Raw genomic sequence first — 23,895 nt, forward strand, 5'->3', positions numbered from 1 at the left:
TCCTTTCATGATTGTTTTCGCAAACATCATTTTACAGAAATTTGGCCATGGGCCATTCTTTATTTAATTAGTGTTGCACTTAAAGTGTAAATTCAAGCAATTAATTGACAAGGGGCTGTCAAGCCTTTAATACAGCATAGAGAAAGCCGGATGGTAAAGATCTGGCTTTCTTATGTTTAAGTATTACTATATAGATTAGTATTAAATGAGTGCTGTGGTTTTAGGCATGGATACTCTATTTTAAATTCTAAGAGAAGGAGGAGGTACAAATGTACGGATTAATTTTAGCTGCCGGTATCGGTTATTATCTTTTTGTCTATCAGGGTATTGAGAGGACCGGATCGCTCGAACAAAAGAACCAGACTGAAGTACGTTATCCAAAGTCTGCTGAGGATGCCATACGTGAATACTGTCGTGTACGCCTCCCCTGGAATGAAGACATAGGAGAAATGTTTGTCTACTCTCATCGATACCCTAGGAATATATTGCCAGAAATAAAAACAAGAAAGCAGTTATTTAAGCAATTTGAGAGCGAAGTGAATAGTCTTCGGCTAAGTGGGCAGGTTCCAAACCGTCGAGTACGATTTATAGATAAGGTTGATAGATCTCTAGATTTGACCACGGTAAAATCTGTCACTAGAAACGACGCGATTGAAAAATATAGACGGCAGATGGAATATTTGTCGCTTTTTACAAAAGATCCTAATCCATTTCCTCTGTTGCGAGATAGAATCACTGAAACGTCTATTTATTCGCGGCCGGGAAATGAAAGTTATTATCAGGCAATTGATTACGCTGGAACGTTCCCGAAGTTTTTACAAGATTACTATTTCTCACTTTATTTGCCTTCTCAAAATGAGTGGCAGTTATATGTTATGAAACAAAGAAGAGCCTTACATGAAATTGAGACAGATGTATTTTCTTTTTTGGGTACAGACACGACTACATCGGACACTCAAAATGTCACCATAACCTTATTTTCAACAGTAGGTTTAGAGTTGATGGCAGACATATTGAGACCAAATCGCACCGTTACGCCGCAATTAGAGAGGTATCAACAGGCATTTAATGCCGGGGTGTGGAAGGAATATTTCCCATACACTTGGGCAATGGTAAATCGAAAGGATGCTTTGAAAGAGTTAAAGAGTTGGACTCAAATGTTGCAGGCAGAAGAAAAAGAAAACTGATGATGACACGTTTTTACGTCACCGTTAAATGAATGGGCCACTTAACATGGTTATGTTTCGATCTTCTTTCTTGAACAAAAGAATTTTACTTCATTCTTTCCTAAATCAGTTTTGAACTGCATATTTACAAACAAAAAGGGAATTTGCCGATTTGGCAAGTTCCCTTTGCTGTAATCAGAATAGACTCAATGCAATCTCTAAAGTTTAAATGTTTAGCAATCAGTCCGTAGCCTTCAACGCCGACACCATATCCACACGCTTCAGACGTCGGTGGGTGAACCAGATGACGATTGCTGTGAAAAGCGCCATTAGAATGGCAGCAATGATATAGCCAGGCCAATGGATGACTAGTGGGAACATCACCTGGGCCGTCGTTGCCTGCTTTAAAATATACCAAGTTAGGGCATTTCCGATGCCGTAGCCTAAAATGACACCCACAACCGTGAGGACAATATTTTCACGGGCAACGTACATCGTGACCTCTCGATCATAAAAGCCTAAAACTTTTACTGTTGATAACTCACGAATTCGTTCTGAAACATTAATGTTTGTTAGGTTATACATCACGACAAACGATAATAGTCCCGACATCACAATGAAAATGACGACCACAGGGTCTAGCGTGGCTGACATGTTATCAATTGTGGTTCTTTGATCCGCGACAAAACTTGTGCCACGAACCGCACCAGATTGTAACAGTTGGTGCGCAAGGCGATTTCGTTGTTTGCTCGACTGTGCATTCAGTTTGACAAGAAGCGCGTTGCTGTTGCTGGCCTTGTGCCAGACATGTTGATAGGCAGCGGGGCTCAGATAAAGGTAGTCGCCAATATAATTCTTTGTAATGGCTGCCACCTTTATTGACCGATTGGTAGCTGACGTGAGGTTTACGTTGATACTGTCGCCTACGTGAGCTCCAAGCAGTGTCGCCGTTTTCTGTGATAATACGGCGCCACGTTGAGGCAGCACGATGTTACTGCCTCCTGGTGTCGTGAGGCGAACATAATTCGCGAAGTCCGTTGTTTGAGGGATGAAGACATTGACCGAGGAGACACTCTCATTTCCGTGGCAAACTTTAGCAGTAGTAGTGGCGATGGGGGTGCTCTTTTGGTAGGATTCACTTTGTTGTAGCAGGTGTTGTGTCTTATTAATGTCAGTATCTGCGCCATGAAGTGATACGACAGCCTGGTAACGCACGATATCACGATATTGGCGGGTGCCCGCAGTTGTGATTGAGTCGCGAATGCCAAAGCCACATAGAATCAGCGCGCACCCGCCCGCAATGCCCACGATTGACATTACCATGCGACTTTTATAGCGGAATAAATTGCGATAGGACACTTTTTGATTAAAGTTTAGCCGTCGCCACAGTGGTGTAATGCGCTCAAGTAAAATCCGTTTGGCAGACTTAGGCGGCCTGGGCAACATCAAAGCGGCAGGTCCCTCTTGCAGTTCACGCCAAACAACAAAACCGGCTGCACCAACCGTGGCGATCAGGGAGAAACACAGGGCTAAAATAATCGAAGACCATTCCAAACGGACCGTAGCGGACATGGGGATGGTTGAACTGTACAATGCCAGCACGAAGCGTGGAATCGTTTCATTTCCCAGTAGGGAACCGATGACACCGCCAATTGTGCCGGCCATTAAAGCATAAGCGAGATAATTCCGTGCAATGGCCCACTTGCTGTACCCCAGCGCTTTAAAGGTGCCAATCTGGGCACGCGCTTCTTCAACCATGCGCGTGATGGTCGTAAAAGTAATGAGGGCTGCGATTAAAAAGAAGAAAACGGGAAAGACATTAGCGATGGCCGAGATCCGCTCACTGGATTCGCCATACGACGAGAACCCCGGCAAATCTGAGCGGTCCTGCCAGGTATAGTGCGTTTTCGTTTGCTGCTTGATTTTATTTCGAGCGCTTGTCAGTTTGCTCTGAGCCGCATTAATCGAAGCTAGTTGATTGGTTAACTCAGGAGTTGAGGTCATCGTGCCACCACTTGTTCGTGTCACTTCTTGTTGAGCGGCTTGCAAACGGACTTTGGCCGCTGTGAGCTTATTTAATTGGTCATTAAGCTGTTTCGTTGCAGTAACATAGAGTGCACGACTTCGTTGATCGGCTCGCGGATTTAAAACTGTTTTGAGTTGCTTCAACTTGCGGTTACGAGCAGTGACGTAATGGTTTGAATAAGTGTCCGTGCCTTGTAAGGATTTAAACCGGACGGATAGTAGACTGGCCGGCATTTTTAACTGGTTACTTGGCACGGCTGCAAAAAAACGGACCGTTCCATCACCGACATTGGTGACGCCGCGAAGGCCATTATCAATATATTGAGGTGAGTCGACGAACCCAACAATGGTGAATGTCCGGTGCTGGAGAACTTTGTTTTTGCTGAAAGTAAAGTGTTGACCGGGGCGATAGCCATAATCCGTCTTGGCCTTGTTATCAAGCACAATTTGGTTGGCTCGTTTTGGCAGATGGCCGGTGCGTAACACAAGGCGATTTAGGCTTGTCTTAGTGGAATAGCCGTATAGCGCAACGGCAACTGCGTTGGAACCACCAGTAGCGTATGTGAACTTGGTGGCCTCAGCCGTTGCGTCAGACACACTGTTGGCAGCGCGCACGTCATCGTTTGTAAAACCAGTATTAGATAGTAGTTGCACGTCGCTTAAATGGCTGCGCTGCACTGTGGTGGTCATCGACTCGTTTAATACGGGACCGGTAGCACGAACGCCAACAAAGATAAGACTGCCTAGCAGGATGATTAAGATGATAGCGATAAAACGACCACGCGAGGCCTTTATTTCACGAAATAGGTTTTTAGTCAGCGGTTTCATCGTTTCTCACCACTCAATCTCAGCAATTGGTGTCGGGTCAGGATTGTTAATTACTTCGCGCACACGGGCATCGTTAATGTGGATGACACGGTCGGCCATGGCGGCGATGGCTGCATTATGGGTAATAATCAGGACCGTTTTATTGTCACGGCGAGAAGCGTCTTGTAGAAGCTGTAACACCTGTTTACCAGTTTGAAAATCTAGTGCACCGGTTGGTTCGTCACATAATAAGAGTTTAGGATTTTTGGCTAATGCGCGAGCAATGGCAACACGTTGTTGTTCACCACCGGAGAGCTGCGCAGGAAAATTGTCCAAACGTTTGCCCAAGCCAACCTTCTGGAGGGTAGCCTCAGCATCTAGCGCATCAGGGACGATGGAATTAGCTAACTCTACATTTTCTTTAGTCGTAAGATTAGGTACAAGGTTATAAAACTGAAACACAAAGCCAACTTGGTCGCGTCGATATTGCGTTAATTGCTGATCGGTGTAGCCAGCAATATCCGCACCATCAATGAAGACTTCACCTGAGGTCGGGGAATCCATGCCACCAAGAATATTGAGAACTGTTGATTTGCCAGCACCACTTGGGCCTAGAATCACAGTAAGTTGGCCTTGTTCACAAGTGAAACTCAAGTCATGATTGGCATCAATGGTCGTTTCGCCCATTTGATAGGTTTTGAATTCGTGTCTTACATCAATATATGCCATAAGTGCCTCCTGTAACGATTACCTTTATTATGCCGATGTCATAAAATAGAGACAAGAATAAGCTTTGCCATTGTTTGTTTAAATTGATACACTTTACTAATTGCATTTTACTAATGAGTTTATTACAGTGACTCATGAGAGGGGGCGCTAATAATGGCACAGATTCGTGATTTGTTCGTCAAAAAAGATACGAGCAATGATATTTTAAAACAATCTGGTTTGGAAAAAACGTTATCGGCTTTTAACCTCACGACCATGGGAGTGGGCGCCATTGTTGGGGCTGGAATTTTTATTACACCCGGAGTTATCGCATCGCTTCACGCTGGACCAGCGGGGATGCTGTCATTTGTGTTAGCAGCGTTTGTCTGTGCCTCAGCAGCGCTGTGTTATTCGGAATTCTCCTCAACGATTCCATTGGCCGGTAGCGCCTATACCTATGTTTACACAGTGTTTGGCGAGCTGGTTGCGTGGGTACTAGGTTGGTCACTGGTATCAGAATATATGTTTTCTGTTTCCTCAGTGGCCACGAGCTGGTCAGCGTACTTTCAAAATATTCTTGCTGGGTTTGGCTGGCGGCTCCCAGTTTTCTTGCGGGCTGCCCCAGGAACGGCCAGCGTACCAGGTGGGCGTTTTGATTTAATTGCCTTTTTAATTGTCATGATTATTTCTGTGTTGTTACTTGGTGGTGTGCATGAATCAGCGCGTGTCAACACGGCGATGGTCGTACTGAAAATTGCGGTTATCTTGCTTTTTATTGGTGTTGCAGTCTTCTATGTGAAGCCAGCAAACTATCATCCCTTCATGCCGTTCGGCGTTGGCGGGGTCTTTAAGGGGGCAGCGTTAGCCTTTTACGCGTACGTTGGCTTTGACGCCGTGTCGTCGGCCGCCGAAGAAGTTAAGCGTCCGCAACGCGACATGCCCATCGGCATTAGCATGTCATTGGTAATTGCGTCTATTTTGTACATTGCGTTGGCAACGGTATTGGTCGGCATCGTGAAGTATACCAAACTGAATGTGGCTGATCCCGTCGCTTTCGCTTTACAATACCTTCACTTAACAAACTTGTCTGGCATTATTTCACTGGGTGCGATTGTGGGGATGACGACGGTATTGCTAGTCATGTCCTACGGTGGTACACGACTGATCTTTGCGATTTCTCGTGATGGTCTGTTACCACAACGATTGCACAAGCTGAGCCCGAAAACACATGTGCCAGTATCAAACACCATTCTATTTGGCTTGTTTGCTGCCGTATTTGCTGCTTTTATTCCCATCAGCTTAGTCTCAGAGTTGGTTAATATTGGGACATTGTTCGCTTTTGCACTGGTTTCATTAGGGGTCGTGTTCCTGCGGCGCAATCCTGATTTTGCACATGTTAAGGCAGCTTTCCATGTGCCGTTTTATCCATACTTGCCGATTTTGTCATTCATTCTCTGCATCGGCTTAATGCTCATGTTACAAGTCTTTACGTGGGTTGCATTTGTCATCTGGCAGGCAGTAGGGTTAACGATTTATGCGATTTATGGATACCGTCATAGTTTAGCGCGGCAACGATTATATAAGTGATTTTGTCTGAATAAGAATCTTAAACTCAAAAAATGAGCCTATGTATTTTACATATGCTCATTTTTGTTACCAACGATTTAATTAATAACCAGCTGACAGGTCGACTTGGTTGCGACTGACCAGTCCGGTGCTGACAAACGTTTTGAGGTTGTCGTACAAAATCGGGAAGAGACGCGTATCAAGGTGATCAACAACACCGGATACGTGCGGCGTGAGCAGAATGTGGTCATTAGCCCATAGCGGTGAATCCTTTGGCAACGGTTCTGGGTCCACAACATCCAGCGCGGCGTACTTAACGCGAGACTGTTTTAGGGCATTCAGCAAAGCTTCGTTGACGACAGAAGACTCTCGACCAACGTTGATAAACAACAGCTTATGGTCTAGCTGATCAAAGAACTGCTGGTTAAAGAAGCCGGTTGTGGCTGTTGTTCCGGGCATCACGTTGATGATGATGTCAGCTTTTGCCAAACCTTTTTGATAGTCATCAATCGCATACGTTTCGTCAAAATTATCCGCTGGATGGCCAGTTCGGTTGACACCGGCGACATGAACATTCATTTGGTGTAGCAAACGTGCAGTTTCGACGGCAATGTGGCCAGTGCTGAAAATAATGGCCGAGGTTTCGTCAGCTACTAGCAGGTCGTCTGCAGATTGTTCCCAGAAACGTTGTGGCCGTCGTTGCTCCGCCGTCCAGAGACCACGGGTGAAATAGAAGATATATCCCAAGATGGCCTGGGCAATTGCTGGACCATGAATTCCACTGGCGTTAGTCACTACGATGTGATGTTGCGCAATTTCTGACAGTGGCAAGTAGTCGACACCAGCAGAAAACGTTTGAATCCACTTCAAATGGCTGTGCGGTGCTTCTAAAACAGGCAAACTGATTTCGGCATTCCAACCGTACATAATGGTGATATCGTCCGGTGACACTTGTTTACGGGCGATGTCATCTGCAGTGACAATATTGACACCCATGTTTCTAACCGTTGAGCGTTGTTCTTCTGATAATGGCATTATTGCTAATAATTGTTCCATCGATGCCGTCCTCCTCCTGATCTACAGTTCATACGAATTTATTATAACGTGACTGAGCAAAGATAAGTTAGTTAAAGCGCTCGTTAAGTTACTTAACAGTATCGTCGTTTAAATGCTGAAAATTAGATGTGAAAATGAAAGTAAATCGTCCTTAAATTTGAAAACTCATTTATCAGTCGATATAATTTGTAGTAGAGAGCGGTTTCATTCAATGTTATTTTTACATAATGTCTTGTTTGCAATTGAATTGACCGCCACATGATAATGCTGTCGGGGTTCTGGATAGTCCACCAGGACGTTTGCTCAGTTTATTTTGTGAAGTTACTCGCAATTATTCTTCATAAAGGGGCGAAGTGCGATGTCAATATTAGGTCTTAGCATTCTTTCGCTAGCTCGCTTTCAATTCGCGATGACAACCGTCTTCCACTTTTTCTTCGTACCGTTTTCAATCGGTTTAGGATTCGTGGTTGCCATTATGGAAACGAACTATGTTATTCAAAAGAAGGACATTTATAAGAAAATGACCCAGTTTTGGGGGAAAATTTTCTTACTGTCCTTCGCAGTTGGAGTAGTGACCGGGATCATTCAAGAATTTCAATTCGGGATGAACTGGTCACAGTACTCACGCTTCATGGGCGATATTTTTGGTGCACCACTGGCCATTGAAGCGCTGGCCGCATTCTTCCTGGAATCGACATTCATTGGACTGTGGATGTTTACCTGGGATCGGTTTAAGCCAGTTTGGCACTGTCTGTTTATTTGGCTGACGTCCATTGGATCGATGCTATCAGCAGTTTGGATCTTGGCAGCCAACTCATTCATGCAGGATCCTGTCGGATATGCATTAAAGACGGTTAATGGTAACACTAAGGCGGTCATGGTTAGTTTTGCTGATGTTGTTAAGAACCCACAACTATGGCTAGAATTGCCTCACGTGCTGTTTGGTGCGTTTTTAACGGCTGCCTTTGTCATTGCCGGGTCATCAGCTTGGCGGATCTTAAAGGGCAAAAATATCGAATTCTGGCGCAAAAGTATCAAGATCAGCTTGATTGTTGGTTTGGTTGCTGCTATCGGCGTTACTGCCGTTGGGGATCAGCAAACGCAATACATCATTAAGAACCAACCAATGAAGTTTGCGGCTACCGAAGGTTTGTACAAAACCACGGGTGACCACGCTTCATGGGCCATTGTTGAAGGTATGGACAACAAAGATCATAAGGTTACCTGGAGCATTGAGATTCCTTATGTTCTGAGTATGTTGTCCTATCACAAGCCAAGCGGTGCCGTTACTGGTGCTAATCCGCTGAATAAGCAGTTGCACAAACAGTATGACAAGAAATTTGGCAAGAACATGAATTACTTTGTTCCGATGCATACATTGTTTTACAGCTTCCGGATCATGGCCATTTCTGCAGGGGTCTTTGCTCTGTTAGCCATCTTAGGATTGTATTGGAACCGCAAGAAGTCCGACCAAATTGTGCGGTATCGTTGGTTCTTGTACATTTTAGGCTTATCTCTATGGCTACCATTCATTGCTAACACGGCTGGTTGGTTTGTCACCGAGTTGGGTCGTTATCCATGGGTTGTTTATGGATTATTGACCATTGCCGATGCGGTATCGCCACACGTTACGGTTGGCTCGTTACTCTTCAGTAATATCATTTACTTCTTGCTGTTTGCCGGCATGGGCGCGGTCATGATTGTTCTGAGCCATCGTGTTCTAGTCGCTGGACCAGATGCTGATTTGCAAAGTGGTTATGGTGTCAATGACGAAGACAAACAGGATACGGATGAGAGTGTTGATCCGTACGCAAAGGGGGCCTTCAACCATGAGTAGCTTACAATTTGTTTGGTTCTTGCTCATTGGCCTGCTGTTCGCCATCTTCTTCTTCCTTGAAGGGTTTGACTTCGGGGTTGGTATGTCGGTGAACACCTTGGCAAACAATGAGAGCGAACGTAATGCATTAGTCCGTTCCATCGGACCACATTGGGACGGAAATGAAGTTTACCTGATCACCGCTGGTGGTGCGATGTTTGCATCCTTTGGCGCTTGGTACGCTTCCTTATTTTCCGGTTTCTACGTGATGTTTTTGCTGGTGCTGGTCGCGTTAATCATGCGTGGTGTTTCATTTGAATTCCGAAACGAAATGCGCACCGATTTCTGGCGACGGTTCTGGGAGTGGTCACTGACGATTTCATCACTTGCTGCACCGTTCTTACTTGGCATGATCTTTACTGATATGGTAAAGGGGATGCCAATCGATGCACAGGGTGATGTCATTGGTCACTTCACTGATTACGTCAACTGGTTCTCTATCGTGGGTGGCGTTGCTGTTGCCTTGCTCTGCTACCTTCATGGATTAAACTTTGTTCGTTTGAAGACTGAAGGAACGTTACGTGAGCGGGCGCGTGCACGGGGCAAGGTTTTATATCCTGTTCTATTTGCCGGCGAAGTTGTCTTTGCAATTTTGGTTTACGTCTATACAGATTTCTTCACGAAGAAGCCAATTTCAACGTTATTGATTTTAGCCGCCATTGTATTGTTGAGTGTTTTGGCTTACGTGGCCACGTTGAAGGATTGGGAAGTAACGTCCTTCATCAGCGGTGGTTTGACGCTGCCGGCTGTTGTCATGTTGCTATTCGTGGGCTTGTTCCCACGCGTCATGGTAGCCAACAATGCAGCTAACAGCATTCTGATCAAAAACGCATCAAGTTCAGCATACACATTGAACTTGATGACGTGGATTGCATTATGCATTTTGCCATTTGTCTTGGCTTACCAGATTTGGAGCTACTGGGTCTTTTACAAACGAATTAAGGCAAATTAGTTTTAGGCAAGCTTTGAATAAAGCATTTATTGTTTAGTTTACGGTTGAGGCGACTGCTTATTTAGCGGGAACCGTGGTGAAGTGTAGCGGGTGAGGGACAGAGTTTCGTGAGAGCAATAATAGGTGGCGAAGGCCACTTATTATTGCGGGACGACCTTCGAGACCTGGTTTGGGGGCTCGAAGTCGAGGTAGAAGACTCCGTGGTTTTCGGAGGCTGAGACCGGTCCCATGAAACGGCGTCCCTCACCAGCGAAACGGCAGTACCATCACCTGAGCGTAATCTTATCCAAACCAAACTAAAGTAATCGATGAAACATTGTAGAAACTGACCGAGATGTTGGGAAAAGTTAGGAGTGTAGGATTGAATGATTGATCGACGTATCTTTCGCTTGCCCGGCATCACGAAGATGTTAATCGTTCTGGCAGGGTTAGTATTACTGCAAGCGTTTAGCATTCTCTTCCAAGGTGTGTTCTTATCGCGGACGCTGACAGATTTATGGAATCGGGAAGCTGAAACGCGCATTTTATGGCCCGTATTATTGTTTGCGGGCTTTTTTGCGTTAAGACAGATCTTAGTGATGCTGAAGAATCGGGTAATGCAGCCGTGGGCGGACCAAACGGTGTTTGATCTACGTCAACAGCTGCTACAGAAACTCGTGGCCATTGGTCCCAGCATTGTTGCCAAACAGGGAACTGGTAAAGTTGTGACCATGGCACTGGATGGGATGAACCAAGTCAACACTTACTTGATGTTGGTTGTTCTTAAGATTTTTGACATGATGATTATTCCGACAGTATTGTTGGTTTACTTATTCTTTTTACGTTGGCAGGAAGCACTGTTCTTGTTAGTTATTTTTCCGGTCATTATTTTATTCATGATTATCTTGGGTTATGCAGCCCGTGATAAGGCTAACCGTGAATTTGCCAGTTATACGCAGTTATCGAATAATTTCGTGGATGCCTTACGAGGGTTGCCGACATTAAAACAATTGGGATTGAGTGAAGCCTATGCTGACAATATTTACGCCGTGTCTGAGGACCACCGTAAGCGGGTGATGGGGACGCTAACAATCGCCATTCTGTCAACGTTTGCGCTCGACTTTTTCACGACGTTATCAATCGCCGTTGTCGCCGTTTTTCTAGGACTTGGCTTAGTAGCAGGCCACATTGCATTGTTCCCAGCATTAACCATTCTCATTTTGGCACCAGAGTATTTCTTGCCAATTCGGAACTTTGCCAATGATTATCATGCGACGCTAAACGGTAAAAATGCGTTGACTGCCGTTCTTGAAGTGTTGAATACACCAGTGCCAACGGATCGTAATTTATTGACTGATCAGCAGGCAGCATGGACACCCGACAGTCAATTACGTTTGGAACATGTTAACTTTGGCTATGATAATCCGGATGAGACGGCCTTAACCGACATTAGTTTTACGGCGAACGGCTATCAAAAGATTGGTATTATCGGACCTTCTGGATCCGGAAAATCAACTTTGATTAATTTGCTTGGTGGTTTTTTAACGCCGAATAATCAAGATACGGGTCACATTTCAGTAAATGGTGTCACAGTGCCGCATCTAAGTCAGCAGGCCTGGCAACGACAGTTCCTGTACATTCCCCAGGCACCATATTTATTCCATGCCACGTTAGCGGATAACATTAAGTTTTATACACCAGACGCTGACGATGCGGCGGTTTCGCAAGCAATTGCCAGCGCTGGGTTGACGGACTGGGTCGCTACGTTGCCGGAGGGTTTGCAAACGGAAATTGGTGAAGGTGCCCGTGGTGTTTCCGGCGGGCAGGCACAAAGAATTGCTTTAGCCCGGGCCTTTTTGGATCAGAGCCGTCGCATTCTATTGTTTGATGAACCAACTGCCCACTTGGATATTGAAACGGAAGTTGGCCTCAAAGAAACAATCAAACCGGTGTTTGCTAATCACTTGGTCTTCTTTGCCACTCACCGTTTACACTGGCTCAATGAAATGGATTATTTGCTGGTGATTGAGCACGGGCGAATTGTGGAACAGGGCACGCCGGAAGCGCTGGCTAAGCAGAACGGGGCCTATACGGCGCTTCGTCGTGAAATGGGAGGTGATGCATTGTGAAGGGATTCTTTGACACTTTTAAACACGATTCATGGGTAATGCCTTACCTTCGCAAGTATCGCTTTTTGCTGATTTTGGTGTTGCTGTTGGGCTTCTTGACCACGTTTACAGGGTCGGCGCTGATGTTTACCTCTGGGTATCTAATCAGTCGCGCGGCGCAACATCCCTTCAATATCATGTTGATTTATGCAACTATTGTTCTGGTCCGGGCGTTTGGGATTGCCCGACCATCCTTTAAGTATGCTGAGCGTTTAACCAGTCATAATTGGGTGCTCCGGATTGTGTCTGATTTTCGAAAGAAACTTTATCAATCTGTGGAGCGTGATGCGGTAGCGATTCGTCAACGTCATCAAACGGGGGATATTCTTGGACTATTAGCTGAAGATATTGCCCATATTGAGAATTTGTACTTACGAACGGTCTTTCCGCTTATTGTAGGTTGGCTGCTGTATCTCTTCGTTGTCATTGCACTGGGGACTTTTAGTTGGCCGTTTGCTGCATTAATGGCCTTGTTGGTGGGCGTGATCGTGATTTTGATGCCGTTGGTGTCCGTCGCCTTAAACGGTGCTCGCGAGTTTCATCAGAAGCAAACGCAGCAAAGTTTGTATACGTCTATGACGGATGCTGTGTTGGGAGTCAGTGACTGGATGATTTCTGGTCGCGAAAAAGATTTTATGGATCATCAAACGGGTCCACTGACAGATATGCGCAACTTGCAAACGGCTGACAACAAGTTTCAGTGGTGGCGAGATTTAGTTGTTCAGTTAATGATTGGCGTCATTGCGGTTGTCATGATTTATTGGGCTGGTAGTTATTTTCAGACTAGTCATCTGGCACTGAACTGGATTGCAGCGTTTGTGTTGGCTATTTTCCCAGCCACGGATGCCTTTGCTTCGATCCCCCAAGGTGTTTCAGAATGGCCGGTTTATCAAGATTCAATCAAACGTGTTAACCAGCTGGACCAAAACATTGTGGCGCCAGTTGCTCAAACACACCTTGCTGCCGAAGATTTTAAGTCACTGACCATCGATCATGTTGATTTCAAGTATGCAGATGGTCAGCAGGCCGTGTTGTCCGACATTGATTGGACCATTAATCGTGGTGACAAAGTGGCATTACTCGGGCCTTCAGGCACAGGAAAATCAACTTTGCTGAAGTTAATGTTGGGGGATGAACAGCCAACCCAGGGGACAGTCAAACTGAATGGCATCACAGTTGATAAACTTCAAGATGATCGTGGCAAACTGTTTGGTGTGTTAGATCAACAACCATACTTGTTTAATACAACAATTATGAATAATGTGCGTTTGGGCAATCTCTCTGCAACCGATGACCAGGTTAAGGCAGCCATTAAAGCGGTTGAACTGGATCAGTTGATCGAGAAATTGCCAAACGGCTACAATACGCTCGTTGAAGAGGCCGGTGCGCGGTTCTCTGGTGGAGAGCGTCAGCGTTTTGCGCTTGCTAGAATTTTATTGCAGGATGCGCCGATTATTATCTTGGACGAACCAACTGTTTCACTGGATCCTATCACTGAACATGAGTTGTTAAATACAATCTTTGATTTATTGAGAGATAAAACAATCATTTGGGTCACTCATCATTTGGAAGGAATCACACATGTTGATTCGGTTCGTTTTCTTGAACATGGTCAGTTTGAAATGATTGGCAAACCGCATGAGTTGTATCAGACAAGTGACCGGTTTAGAAGCCTTTATGATCTCGATAAAGGTCGCTAAAACATAATTTAAAACAGTACGTTAAGATTGTGTTGTTAATGGCAAAAGTCGTGATCCACGGTTGTTTCGAAAATAAGTTGCATGGTTAAAAACACCTTATTCTGGATGACGGAATAAGGTGTTTTTAGTGTGCAGTGCTTTTGAGACTCAGAGCAAACGACCAAGTGTTTAATAAGCTTACTGATAATGGATAGTGATTCATTTTAAATAAATCGCGTATAATATGACCTAAACGTAGCGGTCTTTTTATAAAATTATGAGTTTTAGCAGAGGAGGGATTGTGTGGCTCTTTCATTTAACGCATTGATGGACGCAGTACCGGTTGTCATTAAGGCTGGCAATGTGCCTAATATTGTTGGCGAGGCTGGGATTGGTAAGTCAGCTTTAGTGGCAGCTGTTGCGCAAAAGATGAACGCGCAGCTCTTTACGACGGTTGTCAGTCTGTCTGAAAAGGGCGATTTGGCCATCCCAGTGCCGCCATTAACGGCAGATAGCTTCATTCAAACGGACCAGTATGGACGTTTGGCCGATGTTCAGTATGGTTATGCGCATACGTTGGTGGCCATCATTCAATATGCGGAACAGCATCCGGAAGGGCCGATTATTTGGTTCCTCGATGAATTTAACCGTGGCACCCAGGCTGTTCAAAGCGAGCTCATGAACCTAGTGTTACAACGACAGATTAATGATTTGGTGCTACCACAGCAGGTTAAACTCATATTGGCCGAAAATCCGGATTCACAAATGCAAGGCTTTGCTGATTCGCTGTACGGTGTTACGGCCGGTGATGATGCCATTAAGGACCGCACCACCCGGCTAGTGATGAGCGCCAGTACACCAGATTGGTTAGCGTGGGCACAGCAAACTGATGGTAAAGGGAATCCCAATATTATTCAGCCTGTGCGCGATTATTTGACGCAACAGCCAAATGATTTGCGACCACTGCAACACGATGAGGATGTTTATCCAACACCACGGGCATGGCAACGCGTGTCAACTAATTTATCGCAATTAGATGACACGCCTAAGGAAGTTCGACAAGCACTTCAGTTTGACATCATCACAGGTGATTTAGGCGAAACAGTAGGTGCTAAATTTAATCAATTTTTGACTCAGGGGCTCACCGTCACTGATTTGTTTAAACATGCGGATACGGATGCTACTCCTGACGAACAAGTTAATGCTGCTTTCACTGCCTTATCAGTTGGCGAACAGCAGTCGTTGCTGATTGCGGCAGGAAAATTGACTGAGATGCCGTTAACGACAGGTATTTATGCTGCTAGGTGGCTGACTTTGCTGCAACAACTTCCCGCTGACGGCCAGTTTGCGGTGGTCAATTCGTTGGGCCAGCAAAATGGTTGGCTGATTGCACTGCAACAAGCTACTGACGAAGCTTCAAAGGCACTAGCTAAAATGGTGTTGAATATTATGAACGGCCAGGCCTTTAATGCATGAGTGGCATTAACATCAATCAAGCACTGCAACAATTTCATCAACAAACGAAGGTGAACCGAAACGACAGTGAGCAGGTCTTACAGGCGGCTATTATGCATTTGCTACAGCAGCAACCTGTTTACGGACAGCTAATCGCTCAGTTACCACGTCAACACGTAACGACGCCTTCAGAAGAATTAAGGGATGAACAGCGCGCGTTTGCGCCATTATTCGGCTTGGCCTGGTCACAATCAACACTCATATTGCGAGTTAATGATTGTCACTGGCAACAAGCGCAAAATGAAGGGGTGTTGCTGGCGTTATTAGTTCATGAGGCCTTGCATCTGTTGTGGCAACATCCGTTGCGTTACTTACATGAATCAGGTCAAAAAGTCGATATCGCTACTGATGTTGCAATCAATCAAGTGATGACCACCCAGATTCCGGGTACTTGGACACTTGGGTGGTTGAACCAACGTTTACAACGCCAATTACCGAGTAACGCTGATTCCGCCGTTTATTTAGCCGCTTTGAACCAAGTCGCTGTGGGTGCCACAGATCATGATCATACGACCAGTGAAGAACTGACGAGGTCATCACAAGAATCAGTAACAGATAATTCGCAGTCCCGTTACGCTGGTGACGTCGGTCAACAACAGGATGGTCAACTTAATGAACTAAAGCGCAATGAACCGCAGCTCGCTGACAGTCACGATGGTTGGGCCAGTTCGTCGGTAAACGATGAGTTAGCTCGTGCTAACTTACGTCAACGACTTAATCAGGCGTTAGCGCGAACCACACCTGCTCAACGCGGTAAATTACCGAGTACTGTTCAGGCAAAGTTGGCTAGTTTTGCACAACACCGAGCGCACTTGCCGTGGACCGCAATATTAGGCAAATTAATCGGCACTGTACCACATGGCAAACAGGATAGCCGCGCACGGTTCAATCGTCGTCAACCACAGCGCATGGCACTGCCTGGGCAAATAGCGAGAAGACGGGTCACCATTACAGTCTTTATTGATGAATCAGCATCGATTTCAACGCAAACGACCGTGCAGTTCATCAATGAATTGACCGGCCTAACGCGTGCATACGAATTGGCACTCACCGTCTTTCCGTTTGATGCCGCGGTTCATGATCCCATCAGACTGTCATCGCCCTCACAGGTTGCCGAAAAACTACATGCCCGCCACGTTGGCGGGGGCACAAGTTTCCAGAGTGTTTTCGATTATTTGAAGGCTGATCGTTCGCAGACATCGACGTCACTCATTGTCATACTGACGGATGGTGAGGGTGAAACAAGTATCGATGCACACGGTTATCGTCGCGTTTTATGGGTGTTAGTTGGTCAACAAGGATTGAGTGTGCAAACGCCGCCAGGTTGGGTGGCAAATATTAACGAGTAAGGAGAACAAGTTCATGGCCGCAGTTACAATGACGGATGCAGATTGGCAAGACTATTTAAACAAAACCCCGCGCGCCATCCGCGCAGTGAGTTTGTTGACAGATCAATGGCAATCGGTATTGGTGGATAATCCACTGTTCATTTCCATGATAAGCATTGCTGATTTGGTTTATGCTAACCGACTTGCTGTTAACGAGGTACAACCAAACGTTGAATGGCCACTTGATACGTACGCGCATCGTCAGCAGTTTCGTCGGCACTACGCCCGCTACTTGACGCCTGATAGTAATACCTGGCTGAAGCGGGAGGATTAAGGGGTAAGCAGGATTTGAACTAAAATAACCGCCAACGAATTGTAAAAAATCGTTGGCGGTTATTTTTTGGATATAAAGCTTCATGTTAGTCCAGTTTAGGTTCTTTCCAGTCAGGGTTTGGCCAGTATTCGAGACCAAGCGAGCTGATGATGGCTAGAATCGCAAAACTAATGAATAACAGTTGATATTGTTTGCTAGAAATAATCGGCGTATTAAACACATTTAATACGTGGTAGAGCAGGTAACGGTGGGGATGTCCGCTGATTGCGTGAGTTGACAGCGGTAAGTACGGACTAGCAGTAGCCGGAATGTACAACGGTTGGTTGGTCCGGTTCGTGATCCGTAACGTGTAAGTGCCGGGATCTTGTAGCGTGTTTGCTGTTCCGGCATCGACGTCCAATGACGACCACTGGTAAACGGTTTGCCGATTCATGCGCAATCCAACCGAGAAGTTTTCCGATTGACTGGCCACATCAGGTAAATTCAACTGACTAAATGGTCGTTTGGCAACAATCTTCTCAGAAAGCGAGTGATGTGGCGTTAGTTTAATCGCGTCATGCTGTGCGTAGTTGGACACCATCTGTGAGGAGACCGTTTGTGTTTGGACCACAGGAGTGGCGACCAACGGCTGGCGATTGTGATGATCGGCATAACCTAAACCGATGGCAAAAATGAGCAAAGTGACAATTCCAGTCCATGTCCGGCCACGTTCACCATACGCGGGATGAGCGAAGAACTGCTGCAACAGATCGCTGATATCATGCAATCCGGTGGCCGCCATCATGAACAGGAAGGGAAAGGTAACGTATGCGTAATGAGCATCAACTGTCCAGAACAGCATGTGCATCCCATAAATCCCTAGGACGATTAATTCATAAAACAATACTTGATTACGACGAGGAGATAACATTTCAAACACAGACCCGATCAGCATGGCGCCTAAAACAGTGATATAAACGATTTGCGTTAAATTGACTAGTAAGAATTGTAATTTGTTTTTGTGTTCCTGATAGAAACTTGGCTGTTTGAAAAACTGATTTGGTGATTGGAACATCCCTAAGTTACCGGTGGACCACATCGTCATGGTCTTTTGGTAACTTTGCTTGATGATTCCCCAAACGCCAGCGTCTTGAAGTCGGTCGGACAGAATTTTGTGTGTCGCTTTAATATTTTCTTTGCGACCGTGACCACTCATTGCTTGAGCGTCATGCTCGTTGAAGCGGCCTTCGCTGTCCTGATTCAACCCCATGGCCGTCCAAGCGGAGGTCGGTAGGGTTTTGGTTTGGTTGACGTGGTAACCATAGTGTGACTGAACAGCATGACTGACGCCAACGCCGGCCAACCAAATTGCGGCAAACACAACTAGGCCAATCAAGCCGCGGACAACAGATGTTCGATTAATCCGAGCGGCTAATAGCCAATAAATCAAAATGGCAATTGGCACAATAAGTAGGTTAGGTTTGATTAAATAACCGATTGTGAAAGTTACACCTAGTAATGCAGCGTACCCGGCTTTAGACAGCGGTTGTTGTCGTGAAAAGTAACGATTAAGAAAAACGACCATCATCAGCGGAATAACAACTGCAACCGAATCAACGTAGAAGTTGAGCGCAAACCAGTAAAAAGGTGCAAAACTGGCAGCAAGAATGGCAAACATCGCTGCTGAACTGGCAGCCACATAACGACGAATTAAGCGCCAACTCATGATCAAAGTAAAGTCGATCAAGATGAAATTCAGAACGTTCAGCACATAGCCTGTGGCGACGGCTGAATGAACATGAAACAACTCAATGATCCAGGTGAGGAAAATCGTCAGGTTAACATTATGTGGATACCAAGCGAAATAGCTAAACCAATGATGTGAACCATTGGCTAAATTTAACGCTTGCAAACGCATTAATGCAGGGTCTGTATTGCCGATGCCGACGAAGTGAAAGGCTAAATACACCTGAACAGCCACAGCAATGACGAGTACCACCGTGCTGACCCAATTGGCCACTTTTGCGGAAGCACGACCCAGCCACATATTAATCACGACCATGAAAACCCCGATGGTGAGTGACATGAAAAATAAACTTGAAGGTTGAAGCCACAGGGCCTGACCAAAGTCGCCTGATTGACGAGCTAAGGCCGTGAAAAAAATAACGCCAAAAATGATGGCGGTGATGGCGGCCACTGTGCGGCGTAATGCAATTTGAATGATGGTAACCTCCCAATGATTCCAGTTAAATATATTCTACCCATCCTGACAAATGAATGCTATACAAAGGTCAGCCAAATATGAGCATTTATTTATTAAAACACCGCCTAATAGCACTGTTTAGTGTTATTAGGCGGTGTTTATGACATTCTTGTTATTTTTTAAGCGTGCCGAACTAAAAGTTGTGAGACAAGAGCAGTCAATTGAGTTGCCAATGGTTCGGGCAAGGTAGCAATAAGTGATCGCGCTTTTTCTGTGTATTGTTGCGCCAATTGTTCCGCACGCTTCGGGCCGTTTGAGTCGATGACGCGTTGAGTGATTGTTTGGATAGCGTCATCACTAAGGTGTTGCTGATCTTGAAGGCGTTGTGCAAACCAGTCTGGTTCGTTTTGGCTTGCGAGAATAAGTGGCAGGGTGAACACGCCTTCCCGTAAATCATGGCGAACTGGTTTTGTCGCTGTTGACGGATTAGCGACATAATCTAAAATGTCATCCCTAATTTGATAGGCCATCCCCAGCGCAATCCCAATTTGCTGAGCCACTTTGGCCTCACTTGACGTTCCTTTGCTGATGGCAACGCCGAATTTCATCGCGAAACCGAATAAACGGGCTGTTTTCCCCTCGATCTCTGTTAAATAATCAGTCACTGTTGGTTGCGGATCAAAGTTTAAAGCGAGCTGGTTGAGCTCACCGGCTAAAATAAACCGCATAATATCATTAGCCGACTGAATTTCCGCATGACTATCTGTAGCTTTCAAAATTTCATCGAAGTAACTGGTAAACAGAAAATCACCTGTGTAGATGGCGGTTTTATTGCCATGGCGAACTTGTAAAGTTGGCTGACCATGACGTAGCTCAGCATCATCCAGCACGTCATCGTGAATCAAAGTTGCTACGTGTAACAGTTCGATGGCTGCCGCCGCTGCTCGCTGTCGTTTGGCATCCTGAACAGGCCCCAACTGTGCGAACATGTAAAATAACCCAGGTCGCAACAGTTTGCCGCCACTGGTGAGTAAGCCAGTGACTTGCTGATCAATTTCGGCATTTCCAGAATGAACCGTTGTTGCGAGGTACTGTGTCAGATCATTTAGTTTTCTATTGATGGTCGGAAATTGTTGCCAAAGTGCGTGCACCATATTGGTGAACATCCTCTCTGTGTAAAACGGTCATTAAACCGCATTATGTAAATTAGTTTAGTTAGAATTGGTGAAATGAACTTGGCAACATGCCCTGACGTGGGCATAATGAAAGTATCGAACTAACTATTTTTCATGCTACAGAATCGATGAAAACTTGTCAACGAAAGGCTTTGCGCCATACTAAAATGTTTTGAGGGGTCAAAATGAAACCAAAAGTATTTCTTGAATTTGTTGAATTTCAATCATTAGTTGCCAGTGTGTTGCCATTTACGTTAGGGCTACTGTACGTTTGGTACAACTACCATGCCTTTAATCTCTTACATAGTGTGCTCTTTTTTATTGTGATCGAGCTGATGCACATGGCCGTAAATGCCAATGACAATACTCAGGATTTCGTGCACGCAAAGGACGAGAAAACGTTTAAACAACTAACAAACGTCGTGGGTCACTATCACATTTCACTTCGGCTGGCGATCACGGTTATTGTGAGCTTGTCTGCTAGCGCCGCGATTATTGGTTTTGGCCTGCTGAAATTGACGTGGGGCTCAAGTAGTTGGATTTTCTTGGGGATGGGGATCATTGGCTTCCTCGTTGGCTATTTTTACGCTGGTGGACCGCTCCCAATTTCGAATACGCCATTTGGCGAGCTGTTTTCGGGCGTCACCATGGGATATGTGATCATGTTGGCAGCTGTTTATGTTAATTTAGCGCCAGCTCAGCAATTGTCATGGTCCCTTGCTGGCAACGTTTTACTGGCCTCAGGACTGGCTGTGTTTGCCATTGGTAATTTAATGTTGGCCAACAATCTGTGTGATTACGGAGAAGATAAACTAAATGAGCGGCGGACAATTGTGGTTTTGCTGGGGCAGCGTGTTATGTTGTGGGCATGGAATATTGGCTATGCGTTGGGATATGTTTGCATGGTTGCTGCTGTGCTAGTTGGTACGCTACCTAAACTGACACTATTAGCGTTATTAATTGTGCCAGTCGTCATCAAAAACAACCGGCAGTTTGGCGCTGTGATGGTTAAATCGAAAAGTTTTGTATTAGCGGTTAAGAATTGTATTCTCATCACCATTTCGTTTGCTTTAGCGATGGGGATTGGCATTATCTTTCATCTATAATTGAATGATTGAAGCTTTAGTATTGAGACAAATAAGTGCGTAGGGGGTGACTTGTCGGCCGTACAAACTGAAAGTCATTAATTTTTTCTTAGCCACATCGCTAAAGTTAGCACGGATCATCAACTTTGTGATTTAATGACAATTAAACGCAATTAACAGAGTAAAGGACGGTTGGTGTGTCAAAAAAGCGACGAAAAATTAATTGGCGTCGTCGAATGAAGCGCTTTAGGCGAGCACTAAAGGGCTTTTTTGTCTATCGCGGTCATTTGCGTTGGTTCAACACGCTGTTAACGGCACTGACGATTTTGATTATTGCGCTTGCGTTTGGTGGCGTTGGCAAACGGGTGTTAGTGCCTGCTGGACAATCTTCACAGATTGACGAAACGACAAAACAGCATCGGCAATTCATTAATCAAGTGGCGCCATACGCACAACAACTGCAACAACGGACACATGTGCTGGCCAGTTTACAAATTGCCCAAGCAATCCTTGAATCTGATTGGGGCGAATCGACGTTAGCCAGCCAATATCACAATTATTTTGGTGTTAAGGCAGGACAGGATGAACCGGGGGTTGTCTTAAGTACATTAGAGTATGTTAATGACCACTATGAAACAGTTAATGCCCGGTTTAGAACGTATCCGAACTGGCAAGCGTCATTTGCAGCGCACGCGCAGCTGTTTGTTAATGGTGTCGATTGGAATCCAAACAAGTATAGCGACGTTCTTGCTGCTACAGATTATCGCTCGGGCGCCGCAGCCTTGCAAAAGGACGGGTACGCAACCGATCCAGGATATACTAGCAAAATAGTTACAATTATTGAAAAATATCATTTAAATCGTTTTGATCAATCTAATTGATTGTGCACTTATCAGGCGAACAACTTGTCATTCTGGGCCGGTTCACCTACACTAAGTGCATTAATAATCAAAAATTTGAATTAGATACAGAGGAGACTGTGCCGTGACGGGAAATGTTTTATACCCTGGTGATACGCTGGGCATTATTGGAAATAGTTCAAACGGACCATTATTAGTAAATGCAGCCCGCCGTGTAGGGCTCAATGTGGCCGCCTACACCTCAGAAACCAACAGTGAAATTGCAAGTCTAGCCGACGCAGTGTTTACCGGCGCGTTTGACAACAAGCAACGTTTACAGGCGTTTGCAGAAAATTGTGATGTGGTCACTTACGAGTCTGAACATGTGCCCAGTGAGGTGATTGCGTTTATTGCCCAGTTTACAAAAGTGCCACAGGGATCTGACACCTTGGCGATGATGCAGGATCGTTCATTAGAACGCGCCTTTTTTGAAGGGCTCAACATCAATATCCCACCATATGCCACGATTATTGAACTGGATGACATTTACGCTTCGGCAGCCTCAATCGGTTATCCAGCCGTGTTGAAGCCAATGCAAAAGGGAATTGAACAAGAACAGCAGTTAACCATTCGTTCACAGGCTGATGTGCCATTGGCCGCAGATATGTTGCAGCATGGCCCGCATATTTTGGAGGCTACAATTCCCAATGCTCAGGAAATTTCTGTGTTGGTGGTCAAGGGCTATCCACAAGAAAATGAACTGGCTGATCAGATCCGGCTGTTTCCAATTATTGAAACCAATTATCAACAAGGACGTTTGATGCGCGCAATTGCGCCAGCACGAATTTCAGATGATATTAATGATGAAATTAAACGGATTACGCAAACGGTCGCTCACAATGTCGATTACTATGGTGTGTTTCAGTTAAGCTTTATGATTACGGACACCGGCAACCTCTTTCTCCGTGATTTGACGCCGGCGATGGATCGGTCCGGCTTAGTATTTGATAAGGCGGCTAACATCACGATGTTTGAAGCGCATTTGCATGCAATCGCCGGCTTACCATTGGCCATTCCGAAGCAGTACATGGCCACGGTTTTGGCATCTTTTGACGATGAACAGCTCAATGCCATTCGCACACAGTGGATTATCAAATCTAATTGGGAATTTGTGTTCTACCATAAAAGTGGTCGGTTGATTTCCCCTGCCGCGGGGCATGTGTTGATTCAAGCTTCAACAGTTCAAGATGCTTTGAATCAGTTGTCGGCAACAACGATTTGGGATCCTGCACGGCCAGTGGCGCCAGCACCGAGTCGATTAGACAAAAATAAATAGAAAAAACAGGCCAGAACCGCTAGTCTATATCAAAAAGCATCAATAATCTGAAGTTTGGTTTCAGATTATTGATGCTTTTCCCGTATTCTAAGGTCCAACGAAACATTAAATTTAGGTTC

General features: G+C 45.3%; 17 protein-coding genes. 12 read left to right on the forward strand and 5 right to left on the reverse strand.

The features are described 5' to 3' along the window. Positions 1-269 precede the first annotated feature (269 nt). Positions 270-1,187 (forward strand): hypothetical protein, encoded by a 918-nt coding sequence (locus tag GB992_RS02500; RefSeq protein WP_161001061.1) that lies wholly within the window; start codon positions 270-272, stop codon positions 1,185-1,187. A 219-nt stretch (positions 1,188-1,406) separates the two neighbouring features. Here the strand turns inward: GB992_RS02500 and GB992_RS02505 are convergent, their stop codons facing one another. Both GB992_RS02505 and GB992_RS02510 read right to left on the reverse strand, forming a co-directional pair. Beyond that, entirely contained in the window at positions 1,407-4,019 is a 2,613-nt protein-coding gene (locus tag GB992_RS02505) for an ABC transporter permease (RefSeq protein WP_161001062.1), read from the reverse strand. A 6-nt stretch (positions 4,020-4,025) separates the two neighbouring features. Continuing rightward, the gene (locus GB992_RS02510) at positions 4,026-4,727 is read right to left on the reverse strand and encodes an ABC transporter ATP-binding protein (protein WP_161001063.1); all 702 of its coding nucleotides are present in this window, start codon (positions 4,725-4,727) and stop codon (positions 4,026-4,028) included. A gap of 153 nt (positions 4,728-4,880) precedes the next feature. Between GB992_RS02510 and GB992_RS02515 the strand changes: the two genes are divergently transcribed. Beyond that, complete coding sequence (locus tag GB992_RS02515) at positions 4,881-6,293, forward strand: amino acid permease (RefSeq protein ID WP_162855592.1); 1,413 nt, start codon at positions 4,881-4,883, stop codon at positions 6,291-6,293. An 81-nt stretch (positions 6,294-6,374) separates the two neighbouring features. Here the strand turns inward: GB992_RS02515 and GB992_RS02520 are convergent, their stop codons facing one another. Next, positions 6,375-7,328, reverse strand: a complete 954-nt coding sequence (locus GB992_RS02520; RefSeq protein WP_161001064.1) for an NAD(P)-dependent oxidoreductase — start codon at positions 7,326-7,328, stop codon at positions 6,375-6,377. Positions 7,329-7,686: 358 nt separating this feature from the next. Here GB992_RS02520 and GB992_RS02525 point away from each other — a divergent pair, with 358 nt between their 5' ends. The 7 genes from GB992_RS02525 (at position 7,687) to GB992_RS02555 (ending at position 17,159) form a co-directional block, all read left to right on the forward strand. Further along, the gene (locus GB992_RS02525; RefSeq protein WP_161001065.1) at positions 7,687-9,165 is read left to right on the forward strand and encodes a cytochrome ubiquinol oxidase subunit I; all 1,479 of its coding nucleotides are present in this window, start codon (positions 7,687-7,689) and stop codon (positions 9,163-9,165) included. Then, positions 9,158-10,156 (forward strand): cytochrome d ubiquinol oxidase subunit II, encoded by a 999-nt coding sequence (gene cydB / locus GB992_RS02530; protein ID WP_161001066.1) that lies wholly within the window; start codon positions 9,158-9,160, stop codon positions 10,154-10,156. The genes GB992_RS02525 and cydB overlap by 8 nt, the downstream gene beginning before the upstream one ends. Before the next feature lie 365 nt (positions 10,157-10,521). Continuing rightward, positions 10,522-12,264: a thiol reductant ABC exporter subunit CydD gene (gene cydD / locus GB992_RS02535; RefSeq protein ID WP_161001067.1), complete on the forward strand. Its 1,743-nt coding sequence runs from the start codon at positions 10,522-10,524 to the stop codon at positions 12,262-12,264. Then, positions 12,261-14,003 carry a thiol reductant ABC exporter subunit CydC gene (gene cydC / locus GB992_RS02540; RefSeq protein ID WP_161001068.1) on the forward strand — a complete coding sequence of 581 codons (1,743 nt, stop codon included), beginning with the start codon at positions 12,261-12,263 and terminating at the stop codon, positions 14,001-14,003. The genes cydD and cydC overlap by 4 nt, the downstream gene beginning before the upstream one ends. A gap of 282 nt (positions 14,004-14,285) precedes the next feature. Continuing rightward, positions 14,286-15,458 carry an ATP-binding protein gene (locus GB992_RS02545; protein WP_161001069.1) on the forward strand — a complete coding sequence of 391 codons (1,173 nt, stop codon included), beginning with the start codon at positions 14,286-14,288 and terminating at the stop codon, positions 15,456-15,458. Continuing rightward, the gene (locus tag GB992_RS02550; RefSeq protein WP_161001070.1) at positions 15,455-16,846 is read left to right on the forward strand and encodes a vWA domain-containing protein; all 1,392 of its coding nucleotides are present in this window, start codon (positions 15,455-15,457) and stop codon (positions 16,844-16,846) included. Before GB992_RS02545 ends, GB992_RS02550 begins: the two co-directional genes overlap by 4 nt. 13 nt (positions 16,847-16,859) lie before the next feature. After that, positions 16,860-17,159, forward strand: a complete 300-nt coding sequence (locus tag GB992_RS02555) for a hypothetical protein (protein WP_161001071.1) — start codon at positions 16,860-16,862, stop codon at positions 17,157-17,159. Between the two features lie 85 nt (positions 17,160-17,244). Here the strand turns inward: GB992_RS02555 and GB992_RS02560 are convergent, their stop codons facing one another. Beyond that, entirely contained in the window at positions 17,245-19,335 is a 2,091-nt protein-coding gene (locus GB992_RS02560) for a glycosyltransferase family 39 protein (protein ID WP_161001072.1), read from the reverse strand. 185 nt (positions 19,336-19,520) lie between these two features. After that, the gene (locus tag GB992_RS02565) at positions 19,521-20,495 is read right to left on the reverse strand and encodes a polyprenyl synthetase family protein (protein ID WP_161001073.1); all 975 of its coding nucleotides are present in this window, start codon (positions 20,493-20,495) and stop codon (positions 19,521-19,523) included. A 206-nt stretch (positions 20,496-20,701) separates the two neighbouring features. Here GB992_RS02565 and GB992_RS02570 point away from each other — a divergent pair, with 206 nt between their 5' ends. The 3 genes from GB992_RS02570 (at position 20,702) to GB992_RS02580 (ending at position 23,776) form a co-directional block, all read left to right on the forward strand. Beyond that, a complete protein-coding gene (locus tag GB992_RS02570) occupies positions 20,702-21,622 on the forward strand; it encodes a UbiA family prenyltransferase (RefSeq protein ID WP_161001074.1) in 921 nt (306 codons plus the stop codon). Between the two features lie 215 nt (positions 21,623-21,837). Beyond that, on the forward strand, positions 21,838-22,482 hold the full coding sequence (locus GB992_RS02575) for a glycoside hydrolase family 73 protein (RefSeq protein ID WP_161001075.1): 645 nt from the start codon (positions 21,838-21,840) through the stop codon (positions 22,480-22,482). Between the two features lie 103 nt (positions 22,483-22,585). Further along, the gene (locus tag GB992_RS02580; RefSeq protein WP_161001076.1) at positions 22,586-23,776 is read left to right on the forward strand and encodes an ATP-grasp domain-containing protein; all 1,191 of its coding nucleotides are present in this window, start codon (positions 22,586-22,588) and stop codon (positions 23,774-23,776) included. The last annotated feature ends 119 nt before the right edge of the window (positions 23,777-23,895 follow it).

The organism is Furfurilactobacillus milii (genome assembly GCF_009863985.1).
Taxonomy (GTDB): Bacteria; Bacillota; Bacilli; order Lactobacillales; family Lactobacillaceae; genus Furfurilactobacillus; species Furfurilactobacillus milii_A.